The 15,947-nt window shown below is 44.8% G+C and carries 15 protein-coding genes; 9 read left to right on the forward strand and 6 right to left on the reverse strand.

Annotated elements, in window-relative coordinates:
• Nucleotides 1-35 precede the first annotated feature (35 nt).
• The 3 genes from NST74_RS04330 (at nt 36) to NST74_RS04340 (ending at nt 3,450) form a co-directional block, all read left to right on the forward strand.
• Nucleotides 36-1,337: an ABC transporter substrate-binding protein gene (locus NST74_RS04330; protein ID WP_042124322.1), complete on the forward strand. Its 1,302-nt coding sequence runs from the start codon at nt 36-38 to the stop codon at nt 1,335-1,337.
• Nucleotides 1,338-1,462: 125 nt separating this feature from the next.
• A complete protein-coding gene (locus NST74_RS04335; protein ID WP_341110536.1) occupies nt 1,463-1,915 on the forward strand; it encodes a beta-galactosidase in 453 nt (150 codons plus the stop codon).
• Nucleotides 1,813-3,450, forward strand: coding sequence for a beta-galactosidase (locus NST74_RS04340; protein ID WP_341110537.1), 1,638 nt, complete (start codon nt 1,813-1,815; stop codon nt 3,448-3,450). The genes NST74_RS04335 and NST74_RS04340 overlap by 103 nt, the downstream gene beginning before the upstream one ends.
• A gap of 655 nt (nt 3,451-4,105) precedes the next feature.
• Here NST74_RS04340 and NST74_RS04345 read toward each other — a convergent pair.
• A complete protein-coding gene (locus NST74_RS04345) occupies nt 4,106-4,948 on the reverse strand; it encodes an AraC family transcriptional regulator (RefSeq protein ID WP_341110538.1) in 843 nt (280 codons plus the stop codon).
• Nucleotides 4,949-5,058: 110 nt separating this feature from the next.
• On the opposite strand from NST74_RS04345, the gene NST74_RS04350 reads away from it, so the two are divergent.
• A complete protein-coding gene (locus tag NST74_RS04350; RefSeq protein ID WP_341110539.1) occupies nt 5,059-7,089 on the forward strand; it encodes a beta-galactosidase in 2,031 nt (676 codons plus the stop codon).
• Nucleotides 7,090-7,161: 72 nt separating this feature from the next.
• On the opposite strand, the gene NST74_RS04355 is transcribed toward NST74_RS04350, so the two are convergent.
• Entirely contained in the window at nt 7,162-7,821 is a 660-nt protein-coding gene (locus NST74_RS04355; protein ID WP_341110540.1) for a hypothetical protein, read from the reverse strand.
• A 176-nt stretch (nt 7,822-7,997) separates the two neighbouring features.
• Between NST74_RS04355 and NST74_RS04360 the strand changes: the two genes are divergently transcribed.
• Nucleotides 7,998-8,555, forward strand: a complete 558-nt coding sequence (locus tag NST74_RS04360; protein ID WP_341110541.1) for a DUF1273 domain-containing protein — start codon at nt 7,998-8,000, stop codon at nt 8,553-8,555.
• Between the two features lie 86 nt (nt 8,556-8,641).
• Here the strand turns inward: NST74_RS04360 and NST74_RS04365 are convergent, their stop codons facing one another.
• Complete coding sequence (locus tag NST74_RS04365) at nt 8,642-10,099, reverse strand: amidase family protein (RefSeq protein ID WP_341110544.1); 1,458 nt, start codon at nt 10,097-10,099, stop codon at nt 8,642-8,644.
• A gap of 165 nt (nt 10,100-10,264) precedes the next feature.
• On the opposite strand from NST74_RS04365, the gene NST74_RS04370 reads away from it, so the two are divergent.
• A complete protein-coding gene (locus NST74_RS04370; protein ID WP_341110546.1) occupies nt 10,265-11,392 on the forward strand; it encodes a copper amine oxidase N-terminal domain-containing protein in 1,128 nt (375 codons plus the stop codon).
• A gap of 94 nt (nt 11,393-11,486) precedes the next feature.
• Here the strand turns inward: NST74_RS04370 and NST74_RS04375 are convergent, their stop codons facing one another.
• From NST74_RS04375 to NST74_RS04385, 3 genes are all read right to left on the reverse strand, one after another.
• The gene (locus NST74_RS04375; RefSeq protein ID WP_341110549.1) at nt 11,487-11,978 is read right to left on the reverse strand and encodes a hypothetical protein; all 492 of its coding nucleotides are present in this window, start codon (nt 11,976-11,978) and stop codon (nt 11,487-11,489) included.
• A gap of 69 nt (nt 11,979-12,047) precedes the next feature.
• Nucleotides 12,048-13,463: a HAMP domain-containing sensor histidine kinase gene (locus NST74_RS04380; RefSeq protein WP_341110551.1), complete on the reverse strand. Its 1,416-nt coding sequence runs from the start codon at nt 13,461-13,463 to the stop codon at nt 12,048-12,050.
• On the reverse strand, nt 13,451-14,131 hold the full coding sequence (locus NST74_RS04385) for a response regulator transcription factor (RefSeq protein WP_341110553.1): 681 nt from the start codon (nt 14,129-14,131) through the stop codon (nt 13,451-13,453). The genes NST74_RS04380 and NST74_RS04385 overlap by 13 nt, the downstream gene beginning before the upstream one ends.
• A gap of 149 nt (nt 14,132-14,280) precedes the next feature.
• Here NST74_RS04385 and NST74_RS04390 point away from each other — a divergent pair, with 149 nt between their 5' ends.
• From NST74_RS04390 to NST74_RS04400, 3 genes are all read left to right on the forward strand, one after another.
• Nucleotides 14,281-14,994, forward strand: a complete 714-nt coding sequence (locus NST74_RS04390) for a YceI family protein (protein WP_042124340.1) — start codon at nt 14,281-14,283, stop codon at nt 14,992-14,994.
• A gap of 165 nt (nt 14,995-15,159) precedes the next feature.
• A complete protein-coding gene (gene mutT, locus NST74_RS04395) occupies nt 15,160-15,555 on the forward strand; it encodes an 8-oxo-dGTP diphosphatase MutT (RefSeq protein ID WP_341110558.1) in 396 nt (131 codons plus the stop codon).
• Between the two features lie 39 nt (nt 15,556-15,594).
• Nucleotides 15,595-15,921, forward strand: a complete 327-nt coding sequence (locus NST74_RS04400) for a nucleoside triphosphate pyrophosphohydrolase (RefSeq protein ID WP_341115827.1) — start codon at nt 15,595-15,597, stop codon at nt 15,919-15,921.
• Nucleotides 15,922-15,947: the final 26 nt, after the last annotated feature.

The following is a 15,947-nucleotide window of genomic DNA, read 5'->3' on the forward strand; positions in this document are numbered from 1 at the left end:
TAATAGTAGTCCACTATCTTAAGGGGGAAAATATAATGAATAAGAAACGTTCAGCAATTGCTCTTTCGGCAGTCATGGCGATGAGTTTAGCATTAACAGCATGTGGTGGAGGCAATAACGCTTCTAGTAACTCACAAAATGGAAGCGCTGGCACAGATAAGGGTGAAGTAAAGACCGTTAAGATCTTTCAATTCAAAACTGAAATCGTTGAAGGTCTTAATGAGCTTAAGGTTGAATTTGAAAAAGAATACCCTAACATCAAGCTGGATATTCAAACCGTTGGTGGTGGTGCCGATTATGCTGCAGCACTGAAGACTAAGTTTGCTTCCGGCGACGCACCTGACATTTTCTCAAATGGTGGATATGCTGAAATGGAGCTTTGGGGAGATAAGATGGAAGATCTGTCCGATCAACCTTGGGTGAAAGATCTGATTCCTATGGCAGCAGAGCCAATGACTAAAGATGGTAAAGTATACGGTATGCCAATGAACCTTGAAGGAATTGGTTTTGTATATAACAAAGACTTGTTTGAAAAAGCAGGCATCACTGAAACGCCAAAAACATTGTCACAACTAGAAGAAGCAGCTAAAAAATTGCAAGCGATCGGTGTAACTCCTTTTGGTAATGCATATCAAGAATGGTGGCTCCTTGGTAACCAAGGGATCAGCGTAGCCTTTGCACAACAAGATGATGTAAATGGCTTCATTAAGAGCTTGAATGATGGTACGGGTACAATCGTAGGTAATAAAGTGTTTGAAGATTGGAGCAACCTGCTCAACTTGACTTTGAAATACGGACAAAAAAATCCTTTGACTACAGATGCTAACACCCACTTGGCTATGTTTGCTAAAGGTGAAACTGCAATGATGCAAGAAGGTAACTGGGCACAAACCCTTGTTGACAACATCACACCTGACATGAACATCGGTATGTTCCCAATGCCAATCAATGAAGATGCTGAGAAAAACGACAAAATGACAGTAGGTATTCCTGCTAACCTTGTTATCAACAAAGATTCCGGATCTAAAGAAGAAGCTAAAACATTCTTGAACTGGTTGGTAACTTCTGATATGGGTAAAGAGTACATCGTTAAAAAATGGAAATTCATCCCTGCTTTGTCCACCATCGAGGCAACTCCTGAAGATATCGGTAAGCTTGGATCTGACGTATGGAACTATGTAAAAGAAGACAAAGTATATGGTTTGCAATCCTCTAAATTCCCTGATGGTGTAACTCAAGAATTTGCTAGTGTTATTCAACAGATGATTGCTGGCAAAGTGGATGTGAATGGCTGGATGACTGGCATGCAAGCAGCTTGGGACAAGCTTAAGAAATAAGTAAAGCTCGTTCATAAAGATAAAATGGACTAGTGGTTAACAAAGGCGTTCTCCGTATACCTCATCATTATGAGACGGGGAGCGCCTTTTATTTGGATGATAACAAGATAGGGGAGAGGGCGCCGATGAAACAATATGATCTTGTTCAGATGGGTGTGGACTATTACCCGGAGCATTGGGATGAATCCATGTGGGAATCGGATATCAGATTAATGAAGGAAACAGGTGTCAAGGTAGTTCGAGTTGCCGAGTTTGCATGGAGCCGGTTAGAGATAGCGGAGGGCAATTACCAATTCGGGTGGCTGGACCGCGCGCTGGATCTTTTTCATAAGTATGAACTGCAGGTCGTGATTGGTACACCGACGGCTACACCTCCTAGATGGTTAACCACGAAATTTACGGACGTACTGCCGGTATTTGCGAAGAGAACTTTCACCCGGGGGTTCGCGGACACCGCTGCTATAATAGTTCGTCTTTGCGCGAATACGGAAACCGTATTACTCAGCGTCTTGCGGAGCATTATAGTGAACATCCAGCTGTTATTGGCTGGCAGACGGATAATGAATTCGGCATGTTAGATTGTCATTGTGATGCCTGTAATATAGCGTTTCGTACTTGGGTAAAAGCCAAATATGTCACACTCGATCGGGTGAATGCAGAATGGGGAACGGTTGTGTGGAGTGGGGAATACAGCGATTGGAATGAGCTTACGGTTCCACTGGGCGGATCGCCCCATCAGAATCCATCGTTTCTACTGGATTATCAACGGTTTCAGTGGGATTCAGTGGTAGCTTTTCAGAAGATGCAAATTAATATTTTGCGTACGGTTTGTCCGCAGCATTTTATTACTCATAACTTTCATAGTTATCCGCAGCGTTTGGATATGTATGCAGTTGGTGCTGATCTGGATGTCGCTGCATTTGACTATTATCCGAATACTTCGCCAACCAAGCAAGGGACAACGCCGTATAGCGGGGCGCTTTCACTAGACGTAACCCGTGGCATTAAACGTCAAAATTTCTGGATCATGGAGCAGCTGAGCGGCTCACCGGGTTGTTGGATGCCGATGTGGAGAACGCCGTATCCTGGGATGATTCGTGCTTATGCCTGGCAGACGATTGCAAGAGGCGCGGATACCGTCGTTCATTTCCGCTGGCGTAGTGCAGTTGCAGGGGCAGAACAATTCTGGCACGGACTTATTGATCACAGCAATGTCCCTGGACGCAGATTTGCGGAGTTCACTCAGTTATGCCGGGAAGTTAATACGCTTGGGGAGAAGCTGAATGGAACGATGTTAAAGAATGAAGTGGCGATTCTTCATTCTCATGAAGAGAAAGCAGCACTGGATATTCAACCTCAGGCCGAGGGATTTGATTATTATGAGAACATTAAACAGATTCATCGTGCCGTGACGAAGCTCGGCATGGGCTGCGATGTGATAGACCTTAGGCAGCCACTGGACGGATATAAAGTAGTGATTGCTCCGAATTTATATTTGCTGGATGAGGAGATCGTACGTAGTTTGGAGGATTTTGCACTGACTGGCGGAACCTTGCTTGTTACCAACCGAAGTGGCGTCAAAAATACTAATAACATCGCAGTCATGCAGCCATTGCCGGGACTGCTTAGCTATTGCACAGGGGTTGAGGTGCTGGAGTATGATCCGATTGGTGCTGAGGCCCATAAGGTCGTTGATGCTGAGGGTAACCAATATGAATGCACACAGTGGTGCGATATCCTAAGACCTGTTGTGGCATGGCCGATTGCTTGGTATGGCGATGATTTCTATAGTGGAACGCCGGCTGTAACCGTGAACGCCTTCGGAAAAGGTCAGGTTTATTATTTTGGGACTCATATGGAAGAGAGATTCTGGTCCGTATTATTGGACCGCCTATCTAAGCAGCAGGGGCTGTTTAGATTTGAGGGATTACCGGATGGAGTACAGGCCTCTGTGCGATCAGGTGATCATGGCAGCTTCTTATTCTTGCTTAATTTGAGCCGGGAGCCGGTGACGGTCCCGTTGCCACGGGAGTATAGCAGTCTGCTGCATCACTCACTTCGTTCAGGAGAGCTGCAGCTTGAGCCGTATGGTGTAGAAATTCTGGAGATGTAGGGATTCTAAGTAACCGTTGATGGGAAGGGCATTCTTATCTCCTTCGGTGTATGATCGAATCCTTGTGCTTGTGCTTGCACTCTGTGCAATAGAATTCCTTTTTGGGTGGGGGGGATTTGAGATCTGTTGCAGATTGTGCAATCAGATTGGTGGGAAACGTCCGTTTTGATGGGTTTCACCAGATTCTAATGCACGAAGTGCAATAGAATGCTCGAAATGAGATGGAAAAGGGCATTCTAATGTATGAAGTGCAATAGAATACACTTTTTGACGGGGACTGCAGCTGTCGAGACAAGCCAGTTGGTACGATACGGAATAGCTGAACTGGAAGGAATGGAGAGTTGGTACGATACAGAATAGCTGTACTTTCTACACTTATTTTGTGCTCTCGGGCTATGAAATGGATTTAGTTGTATTTAGTGCAGCTATAATGCGAAGTATCGCGGTTCACAGCCAAATGCTGAGAATATAACTGCACAGAATACACTGATATGGATATTTTCTGCTGAACAGGCTGATTTAAGTGTACAAAATGCAGTTACTCTGACGTACATGCCCATACTAATGAGATTCACACAGCGATAAGCTCTGTCATACGCAACCTTATGCAGCATTTCACTACGCAGAAGGCGATTAAGCTGTATACCTTAGAGTATTAGTGAAGTCGTCTAAACTGCTCCGGTGTAGTCCCAGACTGCTTTCGAAAGGTGGCTACATAATGGCTGACATCACGAAAACCGACTCTCTGCGAGATGACTTTTACTGTGAGATCAGGCTGGCTGACGAGCATTTCTTTGCTTTTGCGGATACGTAACCGTACGAAATAGGCATAAGGAGATAGCCCAAAGGTTTGTATGAATAGATTGTTGAGATAACGCCCAGATACTCCGAGCTGATCGGCCAAATCGTCAAGTCCGAGATCAGGATCACCAAAATGGCTGTCCATCCATTTCAGCAGCGGCTGCAGCTTATCCACATTGCGGGAAATCGTCGTGTTGTTATGTAATTGCCCATATTTGCTTAAAGTAAGTAGAAAGCGATAAGCATCAGTGGAGGCGTTCAGACCAAACATGTCCTGTGAGGCATCATATTGATCCAGTATTTCTCTTAGCAATTTAGAGAGAGGTGCCTCTTTTTCCCAGCGGTAAAAAGAATTCATATTCATCCCCAGCGTCTCCAAAATAGACCCTGCGGAGCTGCCGCCAAACGTTAAATAAGAGGTACTCCAGTTAGCAGCCGATGCTTCATAGCGATGTGGGGTATAAGGAAGAAGTAATACACCGCTGCCTGCGGGAAGGGAAAAGGTTTTATTGTCAAAATGAATCACCCCTTCACCGGACGCCGTTTGGAGCCAATGATAGGTTTCATAGCCATCTAAACGTGATACTTTTTCCTGTTGATGATTGTGACCGATGCTGTCTAATGTGATAGGTAGATGTTGTCCGCCCTCATGGGGGAACACAATTCTACGATGCACGATTCCCTTCAATGACTTCATCTCCTCCTAGTTCTATATTCTTATATGATGGAAAGATTATTTTATATTTATAGGGTGAGGTTAACCGATTACAATATATATATAATTATACTATAAAGGATGTGCGAAGTGTGATTAACGATAAATTACCTAAGATTTGGTACGGTGGAGATTACAATCCAGAGCAATGGGATGCGCCTGTATGGGCAGAGGATGAGCGTATGTTTAAGCTGGCAGGAATTGATGTTGCCACAATTAATGTATTTTCCTGGGCGCTGATTCAGCCTTCCGAAGACACTTATGATTTCTCATCACTAGATGAATTAATGGATAGACTATATAAAAATGGTACTTACGTATGTCTGGCAACAGGTACAGGAGCGCACCCAGCTTGGATGGCTCATCGTTATTCTGAAGTGACTCGTGTTGATGTGAAGGGCAGAAAACGCAAGTTCGGCGGGCGTCACAACTCGAATCCAAACAGTCCGGTTTACCGCAAGTTTGCAGCGAAGCTGGCAGGAAAGCTGGCTGAACGTTATAAAGATCATCCGGCACTGGTAGCTTGGCATGTTTCGAATGAGTTCAGTAACTATGATTACTCTGATTTATCTGAAGCGGCGTTCCGTGTCTGGTTGAAGGATCGTTATGGTTCTCTGGATGCATTAAACAAAGCGTGGAATACACGTTTTTGGGGCCACACCTTCTATGATTGGGAAGAAATTGTCCTGCCTAGTGAGCTGAGTGAAGAATGGGACGGCAACCGTACCAACTTCCAAGGCATTTCATTAGACTTCCGGAGATTTATGTCACATAGCTTGCTGGAATGCTACAAAATTGAGAGCGATGCAATTAAGGAGTACAGTCCTAACGTACCTGTTACCACTAACTTGATGGGCTTTTATGATGAACTGGACTATTTTGAGTGGGCTAAACATATGGACGTCATTTCTTGGGACAACTATCCTTCACTGGATACACCGGTCAGCTTCACAGCCATGACGCATGATCTCATGCGTGGACTTAAGAATGGACAACCGTTCATGCTGATGGAGCAAACACCTAGCCAGCAGAACTGGCAGCCATACAACTCGTTGAAACGTCCAGGCGTTATGCGCTTGTGGAGCTATCAGGCTGTAGCGCGTGGTGCAGACACTGTTCTGTTCTTCCAACTGCGTCGTTCGATTGGTGCATGTGAGAAGTATCATGGAGCTGTTATTGAGCATGTGGGACATGAGCATACGCGTGTATTCCGTGAATGCGCTGAGCTAGGGAAAGAGCTGGGACAGCTTGGGGATCAACTATTGGATGCGCGTAGTGCAGCAAAAATAGGGATTATGTATGACTGGGAAAATCGCTGGGCGATCAACCTTTCCAGCGGACCATCCGTTGCTTTGGATTATGTAAATGAGATTCATAAATATTATGATGCACTCTATCAGCAAAATATCGAAGCCGATATGATCGGTGTCGAAGAGAATCTGTTCAAATATGAAATTGTAATCGCACCTGTGATGTATATGGTTAAGCCAGGTTTTGCTGAGAAGGTTGAGGCCTTTGTAAAAGCAGGCGGCACATTCATTACAACTTATTTCAGCGGTATTGTTAATGAGAACGATCTCGTAACCGTAGGCGGCTACCCTGGGGAACTGCGTAAGGTACTTGGTATCTGGGCAGAGGAAATTGATGCACTGCTGCCAGGGATGAGTAACGAGATTGTGATGGACAAAGCATGGGGCAATTTGAGTGGTTCTTACAAATGTGATCTGCTCTGCGATCTGATTCATGCCGAGGGTGCTGAGGTTTTGGCAGAGTACGGATCTGATTTCTATAAAGGAATGCCTGCTTTGACTGTGAATACCTTTGGTGAAGGTAAAGCTTACTACGTGGCTACCAGCCCAGAAGCTGAATTCCTGAAGGGATTCTTAGCCAACCTGTGTGCCGAAAAGAACATTCAGCCGCTAGTAACTGCACCGGAAGGTATCGAATCTGTGCAACGTGTGAAGGAAGGTGTATCCTACCTATTCTTGCTGAACCACACCACTGGTGATTTGAGTGCGGATATTGGTGCTGCTGAGCGTACGGATCTTCTGACTGGCAATAAGGTTAGCGGTTCTGCAGTTGTGCCAGCCCGTGGAGTATTAATTTTGTCGGATAAGAAATAATTTGATGTATATAAAAGATCTCCGGGGAACCAGCTTGTCCCCGGAGATCTTTTTTGTGTGTACAGCATTTCATTAGCTGCTGCTCGTGCTGCCATCTGGAGCGGCTCCTCCGGGATTACCATTACTTAAAGTAATGCTCTCCGCCACGGTGGAATCTGATTTAAGCGTATATTGGATGATATCATCGGCTTTCAGCTCTGATAAGGTGATCGCATTTTCTTGACGCGTGCCATTATCGAAGGTAACCGCTACGATTTTCGTGTCCGCATCAATCGTAATGTCTGTAGTTTCATCGGAGAAGCTTTGCTGCATTCTGCCTCCCTGGCCACGACCTTGTCCACCACCTTCCGGCATTTCCCCCTGTGGCATCCCACCCTCCGGCGCAGCGCCATTTCCTGTACTTTGCTCGCCATCAGGTCTTTCCGGTGGCGTGCCGCCTTGGCCGTTTTGCTCGCCACCTTCCCCAGCACCTTGTGGTGTTGTAGGCATATCAGATGTATAAATGGTAAGCGTAGTATCGCTGACACTCTTAATCTTGCCGAAATTCATGGACATATTAGGCCCGCCATTCTGCTGATTCCCGTTAGCTTGTGTCTGCTGAGCTGATGAACCCGTGTCTGCTTGGTCATTTGCAGCAGTTGTTTCTTCAGTATCGGAATTCGCGCTGCAGCCAGCCAATAATAGTGAAGCGAGTAGGCTTCCGGATATTAGAATAGGGACTAACTTTCTCATTTTTTATTCCTCCTTAGTAGGTTAAAGATAGATTAGAAGAAATATAACAAATGGTTCTGAAAGATTGCTTAATATTAGCTGAAAGTTTGCCTAAAGAAATGAAGGATGCAAATGTTATATAATGAACCAATATATAGAGTTAAAGGATAAGCCAACATTCAGGAAAGAGGCAGCACATGAAGACTTTACTAGTAACGGGGTATCGTGCGCACGAGCTCGGTATTTTTGACAATAAGCATCAAGGGATTCCTTATATCAAAAAGGCACTCGCTAATCGTTTAAAACCATTGATCGAAGAAGGCGTGGAATGGGTGATAACACCCGGACAATATGGTGTGGATCTTTGGGCTTGTGAGGTGGTAAGTGAACTCAAGACTCAATATCCTGAATTAAAATTAGGAATCATTACAGCGCATACCGGACAGGAAGAGAAGTGGAAGGAAGAGAAGCAGAACGAGTATCGACGTATTATTGCGGGTGCGGATTTTTTTGGCGCAGTCAGTAATGCTCCTTATGACGGCAGCTGGCAGTTTCGGGCCAGAGATGATTTGTTGTTCCGCAAAAGTGACGGAATATTGCTCTTTTATGATGAGGATGCGGCGGAGGGGAGTCCGAAGTTTTTTAAAGAGCGGGCGCTAAAGCTGCTTGCTGAAGGGGAGTATGAGTTGTTTCTAATTCACTCCGATGAAATTCAAAATATTGCCGATGAAGAGAATCAGCGTGACTATGAGTAAGCATTCGTAGAGTATAGAAAATGAAAAAGCCCGTAAATAGTGGATGAGACAATCACTGTTTACGGGCTTTTAGAGATAAGCGGTGTTCAGATAAAGCTTTTTAGCGAAGGAGCTTTTCGTACCTTGTAATGCTGCTCATAAGCATACGCGAGCTTGATGAGGGTAGGCTCCTGATAAGCTTTCGCTGAGAAAGTTACTCCGAAGGGAGCGCCGGCTGAAGTATATCCGGAAGGCACAACGATGGACGGATAACCTGCTCTGGAGGTAATTCTGGCCCCGAAATCGGCGGGGAACAGCAGGGCATCCAGATTATATTCCTTCATGGTGGCGTCGATGCCTTCTTCCTTACATAGCTTCAGGTCAGTTGCGCGGTGTCGCAAATAGTTGGGTTCGGTTTGTGTGCCGGAAGTGGTATATTCCGCATCTATTAACGTAGCTTGACCATATCTCAAGGTCTCCACAGGATGTGCATGATTAAAATCAATAATATCCTTTAAGGTTCGCATCGGTGCCTCAGGTCCCAAACGAGATAAATAAGCGTTTAGTGCTGTTTTGAATTCATTCAATACCACTGAAGAATAACTTATTTCGCGGGCGGTCTTAATATCCGCAGGATCAATGATGGTTGCTCCAAGCTCTCTCATCCTGTCTACGGAAGCGTTGAACAGTGCAAGTTGTTCATCTGTTAGCTCCTCGAAATAATAATCACGCGGGATACCTATACGGGCACCTTGCAAGCCGTTCTCGTCTAGGAATATAGTGTAATCTTCGTGGATTTTACCTACATTTGTTCCCATGGCTGCATCGTGATTATCGTTGCCCAGCATTGCATTTAGCAGCAGGACGGCATCGCGAACCGTTCTGGCCATTGGGCCAGCAGTGTCTTGCGTGTTGGAGAGCGGAAGGATTCCCGACCGACTGAGCAGTCCAACGGTTGGCTTAATGCCAATAATGGAGCCCAAGTTACCAGGGTTAAGGATTGATCCTGAGGTTTCTGTGCCCACAGAGACTGTACAGAAGTTGCAGGCTACAGCTACTGCTGAGCCAGCACTGGAGCCGCCTGTGGGTGTAGATATATTGTAGGGGTTAAGGACTTGCCCGCCGCGGGAGCTATAACCGGAGGGCATACCGTTCGTCATAAAATTGGCGAACTCAGTCATATTGGCCTTCCCCATAATGATTGCTCCGGCTTCACGCAGTTTGGTAACTACAAACGCATCTTCTCCGGCAAAAGAATTTGCCAAAGCCAGCGAACCCGCGCTAGTATGCATTTTATCCCCAGTGTTGATGTTATCCTTCAATAACACAGGTATGCCGTGCAAGGGGCCGCGGGAGCCTTTAATCGCACGTTCCACATCCAGAGATTCTGCGATAAATAATGCATCCGGGTTAATCTCTAGCACAGAGTTAATCGTCAGGCCGTTTTTGTCATGATCAGCTATGCGTTCATAATACATGAGAACTAGTTGTTTTGACGTGATATCTCCGGATTCTAATGCAGCTTGGATCTCCGGTATAGTGGCTTCTACGATTTCAAAACTCATGTGCGTTCACGCTTCTTTCCATATAGGATATAGCTTCCTCTTCATCTAACCATAATTTGGGTTTGGTGGGTAGTTTTCTTTTTAGATTTACATTTTGAATTGTCTTTTGGTATATTCAGGTTTGAAATGTAGATTTTAATCTTATAAATTGGGAGCTAACAGAACATGAATAAGAACGGCTATTTTTCAAAAATCATCATCCTTATCTTTGTGATGCTAACGTTTACTTTTTGTGCTTCCATTCCAACATATGCTGAAGACAAGGATATTCAATGTTTTTTGGATGGTAAGCTATTGCATTTTGAGGTACGCCCTATAGTGAAAGAGGGAGTTACATATGTACCGATGCGGGCGATTTTTGAAGCTCAAGGTGCAGTTATTGAATGGAATAATACCGCAAAGACGATTTCAGCCGTAAGAGGGGATATTCACGTTTTTTATATGATTAAGGAAGGAAAAGTATTTGTTAACGGCAAGGAGAATGCACAAGTAATGAAGGCGGTCAGCCTTCAAAATAATACACTCGTTCCCCTGAGATTTATTAGCGAAGTTTTGGGTAGCCAGGTCTCATGGGATGAAGGAGCGCATTCTGTTTACATTACGTCACCAGTTGTTGAAGAAAAAGTCGTTCCGCCAGTGAATAGAACAATTACATTGGGAGCCCAAGAAGTTTCAAAAACACTGACGGATGAAAGAAATCGATTTGATATCATAGTAAAACATTATGGAATCAAAAATAATCAGCTGTATAGCTTGATCGAGTTCTCTAATATGGACAATAAAGAGATTTCTATAAATTTAATGTCCGGCGATAAAAAGTTAATAAGAACGATCACAAAAGAAAAAGACCCCATGCCCATTCAAAAGCTAGAAAATTGTTCGGAAGCCACCAACAAAGTAATAATCGATAATATTGGTGGGAAAATATATAATATCCCGGAGATTTCATTGAACCAGGCTTGTGTCAGCTCAAACCAAGCTCAACAAGATGCTTTTGAAGAATGGCGGAAAAATAATTCAGGCTTCTCTGTAGTAGGCAGTAACCTCGTGTCCGTCCGTAGATATGTTCAAGATTCATCGGGTGGTCTGCAAAATTTTGTAATACCGGCAAATCGTACCGAGCAACTGATATTAGTAGCACCGGTTGGAGGAGAAGCTAGATTAGCTGTGGAGGGAAGTTATTCCGTTAGCGGCATTATAAATAAAACTATAGCGTTTAAATTAGATTATGAAGTGGTTTCTGAGCTTGATTTAGGAATTTATAGCTTTTTTTATACTCAACCTGTTTATTAAGGACGCCTTACCATTGAAAAAGAGGTGCCCGAATCGCCACGCAAAATGGCTGTTAGGGCACCTCCTTTTATTTTTTGTCAGATCGAAGTTATTATTACCCCTGCGCTGTAAATCCCTCTTCGGCTAAATATTCTTTAGCTTCTTCAAGCGTTTCAAAGGCCATTTCCAGATTGAGGTCGGCATAGACATACCATAAATCATCCTCAAGCTTAAGTGTCAGCGTGTGCCCCTCATCATTAGACCAGATTGAATCGGCAGCAGCTGCAGGCTTTTTCTTTCTTTTACTGACTACAGGGGCTTCTGGAATGTAAATAGACAGTGAGGTGATAGAGGCATCCAGCAGACTCCGCAGCTCGGATTCCGAGTAATCGCGAATGTTCACAAAGCCCTTATCATCTGTTTCATAGCCGCGCAGTAATCCTGCGAACACATAACCATTCCCATTTGGATGCAGGTGGTAAACAACGGTTTTCTTATCATGCTGGCTTTCCTCGTAGTGATAGTTCACGCGCCCAAGGGATACATTTTTACGCTCCAGTTGGGGGTAAGAGTCGAGAATCGCTAATTTTTGTTCAAAAGTAAGCATATACAGCCTCCGGTTTTCGGTGTGATTGTGCACATGATTATACCATGACGATGGCCCGCAGACTATTTTTTAGTGATCAAGCGGCAGAGACAGCACGAAGATACAGCCTTCCTCGGAGTACTTCTCAAGCACAAGGCTCCCATTCATAGATTCCGCCAGCAGACGGCTGAAGGTGAGACCGAGTCCCAGACCACGTAATGTGCTCTGTTTGTCGCTACCTCGGAAAAAAGCCTCGAAGATATGCTCACTATGATTCGATGAGATGCCAAGGCCATTATCTTGGACACGGATTTCGGCCAACCCATGGCTATGCTGTTCAAGCAATTCTACCGTAAGCTGTACTTTTCGATCTGGAGCTTTTGCTTGTACACTATTATTAAGCAAATTAACGATAATTTGTTGAATCCGAAGCGAGTCTCCACGCAAAAACAAGGGATTTCTCGGCATATGGAGCACAGGCTCAGCAACTGTTTCCTCTTGTGTCAGCTTCCATTGATACACGATTTCTGATAACAGTGGCACGGCATCCAGTCGGTCGTGACGGACAGAAACCATTCCTGCAGTCAGTGCGTTGTAATCCAGAAGATCCGCCACCATCCGCTGTAATCGTCCAGCTTCCTGCAAGGCAATATCTAGAAATTCCACAGCCTCATCGTCTTCGACAACCCCTTCACGAACGGCATGGATTAGACCCTTTATAGAGGTTACTGGTGTCTTTAATTCATGGGATACTCCGGCTAACATAATAGCACGGGAATGCTCAAATTGTTGTAACTTGCCCGCCATCTCTTCAAAAGACAACATCAACTCATGAATTTCTCGTTCCTTCGCATTCTTATCAAGTACGATATCATATCGACCATGGCTGATTTGTGCCGCCGCGGCCGCAACCTTCTGAATCGGTTTTGCCAGTTTACGCGACAGGAGGTAAATGGTTAGCCAACTTAATATGATTAGAAATAGCAGCAAAACGGAGAAGAAAATGATTTCCTCCTGCGGAATATGCCGCAGCGATTTCTTGGATTGAAGGACAATCACCTGTCCCAGTGTTTCGTTATCTGAACTAATTGGGGCAACTGCGGCTTTGAATTCCGGACTACGTGAATCGTTCAAGCTATCATTAAGTTTATGCCTCATTTCATCGTCAGTTAGAGGCGGCATAGAGAACAACATCTGGCCTTGTTGGTCCGTAATAATTACACACATCTCTACAGTTAGCTTGAAGAAACGTTTTCGATCTTCAATGAGCTTTCCAAGATTTTGGCTGATCTCGATTGAACCCTCATGATTTACGCTCCTGTCGGCAATCTCCTGTGCTAATAATCCGGTGGTCTGCATCCGGTTGCTCATAGCTTCTTGTTGGATCCACCAGAACGTCGTTAGCGCAGTTAGCAGGAGACCGACACTGATGATGAGCAAGTAACGAACCGTCCAGTAGGAGAGGATGGAGGTACGTTTGGGGCTGCTTTTCTTTAAGTTGTCCATAATTGATATCCAGTGCCTCTCAAGGTACGGATCTCCCCTTCATCTACTGGCCAGTGCGACAGCGCTTGGCGAAGTCTTTTAATAGACAAATCCACTGCTCGGTCACTTCCTTCGTAATCCATCTCCCAGACATGCTCTATTAATTGTTCGCGAGTACATATTTGATTTGGCCTTTCAGCTAAAAATAACATGACCGACATATCGCGTGGACTAAGGTTCAGCTCAGCCCCGTTCAAAAAGACAGCACGCGCTGTAAAGTCGATAAACAAACTGCCATAATGCCGTTTTTGGTTGCCATCAGACCACTGCGAAGGACGGCGTAATACAGCCTTCACGCGTGCCACCACTTCCTCTGGAATAAAGGGCTTAGACATGTAATCATCCGCACCGCCGTCGAGACCGGCTAGTCGGTCATTGATCCCGTCTCTTGCTGTGAGCATGATCACGGGGCAGCTGCTTTTTTCACGGATGAGCTTGAGGAGTTCAAAGCCGTTCATGTTTGGCAGCATGATGTCGAGTAATACTAATGATGGAGGTGATATAGCAAAAGACTCCAGTGCAGCGCGTCCATCGGCTACACGGGTGACATGAAAGCCTGCTTTTTTCAGATAAGCACTGAGGACCCTGGAGATAGCTTCCTCATCTTCAACAATTAGAATGGATTTCATCAGGTGGTTGGGCCTCCAGTCTATAAAATTACGACAATTTTAACACATCATAGCTCGTTCTGCTCTGACTTCTTCCCGACATATTGCTTTGTTAGAATGAGGGACGAGCTTAAAAATATACAGAATATTTGAATATTGGAGGGAACAGGATGAAGAGAAAAAGAATAGCCTTGATCGCGGCCGGAGTTATTATCGTAGGAGTAGTCACGGGTTATACATTGCTGGATAAATCACTGGGCAATAATGTTGAGATCGAGTCCGTGATTCCAGGGCAAGCCACCACAGCAGGTAATGGAGAGAGCACAAATAACACTGGAGCATCAGCAGGTGCGACGGTTACAGCCGAACAATTAAACGGTGACTGGACAGTTGCAGACGCTTCTAAAGTATATTGGTCAGTAACAACCTCTAAAGAAACAGTCAACTTCGTGGATAACAAAGTTCAAGGTACCTGGAAAGTTAATATAGAAGATTCTACTTCGATGGCTGGGGAAGGAAGCGTGGATATGAGTGCTCTGGACTCTGGCAATGGTCAAAGAGATGAGCATGTAAAAGGAGAAGACTTCCTTTCCGTCACGGAATTTCCACAATCTACGTTTGTAGTGAAATCATTCTCGGAGCTGCCGGCGGAATGGACCGAAGGAGCAACTGTGCCGGTTGAAATGCAAGGTACGCTTACAGTGAAGGGTGTGGAAAAGGATGTCACCTTCCAGTCTCAAGCCGCGTATAGCGGGGGACAGCTGATGCTGTCGGGAACGACAACAGTAGCTTTTTCTGATTTTGGTTTAAGCAATCCACACACCGTTGTACTGGATACGGAGAACAATCTTGAGGTTCGCTTGGAGCTTGTGTTAACAAAATAGCAGTCTTCCCGTAAGAAAGACTTTACTGTGAAATTTATAGAGAGACTGTACGAAAGAGACTTTCCCGGGCCTAATGGCTTTTGGGAGAGTCTCTTTGGTTTGGAATGAAATGTATGTTTTAATAGAAGTATCTGTCTACTAATTGCAATAAAGGAGGTGTTCCTTGTGATCCGGGTGGCGGCAGCGATTATACATAATGAAGCAGGACAGATTCTTATTGCTCGGCGCAGGCAAGGTAAATCACAGGCAGGTCTGTGGGAATTTCCTGGCGGCAAAATAGAGCAGGATGAAAGCATCGCAGATTGTCTGCAAAGAGAGCTTCAGGAGGAGATGGGGATAACAATCCTTCCCTATGAAAGCTTTGGCGTGAACGAGCACAACTATGGAAGCGTCGAGATCAGACTGTTTGCTTGGAAAGCCCGATATCAGAGAGGTGTAATTGATCTTGTCGATCATGACGAATATCAGTGGGTGCTTCCGGCTGAACTGGATCAGTTTACATTTGCTCCTGCAGATCTTCCTTTTGTAGAACGTCTAGTGATGGAATCGAAGTCAGGTTGAAGGAGATAGAATACATAGCAGAAGAAAGGAGGAACTCAAATACCTGTATATCAAAAGCTAGTGCGTGACGGAATCCCCAACTTAATCACTGCTCAAGGTGAAAAATATAGAGTAAGGACACTAGAGCCTAAAGAATACATAACTGAACTACGTAAAAAATTGAAAGAAGAGTCCGAGGAGTATTTTCAGGCAGCTAGTGATGAAGAAGCTCTTGAGGAGCTTGCCGATATGCTGGAAGTGATCCAAGCTCTGACGGAAATCCATGGGAGCAATAGCGTGGAGCTGGAGAAGCTACGTGCGGAGAAGGCTGAACGTCGTGGTGGATTTAAGGATCGGATATTTTTAATTGAAGTGGAAGGAGAATAGAGGGTTAGATCCTATCTTCATGCTCA

Source organism: Paenibacillus sp. FSL F4-0125, assembly GCF_038008565.1.
Lineage (GTDB): Bacteria > Bacillota > Bacilli > Paenibacillales > Paenibacillaceae > Paenibacillus_AQ.

Coding starts and splice junctions, on each gene's coding strand:
- NST74_RS04330 (WP_042124322.1), top strand. CDS start 36: ATGAATAAGAAACGTTCAGCAATTGCTCTTTCGGCAGTCATGGCGATG.
- NST74_RS04335 (WP_341110536.1), top strand. CDS start 1,463: ATGAAACAATATGATCTTGTTCAGATGGGTGTGGACTATTACCCGGAG.
- NST74_RS04345 (WP_341110538.1), bottom strand. CDS start 4,948: ATGAAGTCATTGAAGGGAATCGTGCATCGTAGAATTGTGTTCCCCCAT.
- NST74_RS04355 (WP_341110540.1), bottom strand. CDS start 7,821: ATGAGAAAGTTAGTCCCTATTCTAATATCCGGAAGCCTACTCGCTTCA.
- NST74_RS04360 (WP_341110541.1), top strand. CDS start 7,998: ATGAAGACTTTACTAGTAACGGGGTATCGTGCGCACGAGCTCGGTATT.
- NST74_RS04365 (WP_341110544.1), bottom strand. CDS start 10,099: ATGAGTTTTGAAATCGTAGAAGCCACTATACCGGAGATCCAAGCTGCA.
- NST74_RS04370 (WP_341110546.1), top strand. CDS start 10,265: ATGAATAAGAACGGCTATTTTTCAAAAATCATCATCCTTATCTTTGTG.
- NST74_RS04375 (WP_341110549.1), bottom strand. CDS start 11,978: ATGCTTACTTTTGAACAAAAATTAGCGATTCTCGACTCTTACCCCCAA.
- NST74_RS04380 (WP_341110551.1), bottom strand. CDS start 13,463: ATGGACAACTTAAAGAAAAGCAGCCCCAAACGTACCTCCATCCTCTCC.
- NST74_RS04385 (WP_341110553.1), bottom strand. CDS start 14,131: ATGAAATCCATTCTAATTGTTGAAGATGAGGAAGCTATCTCCAGGGTC.
- NST74_RS04390 (WP_042124340.1), top strand. CDS start 14,281: ATGAAGAGAAAAAGAATAGCCTTGATCGCGGCCGGAGTTATTATCGTA.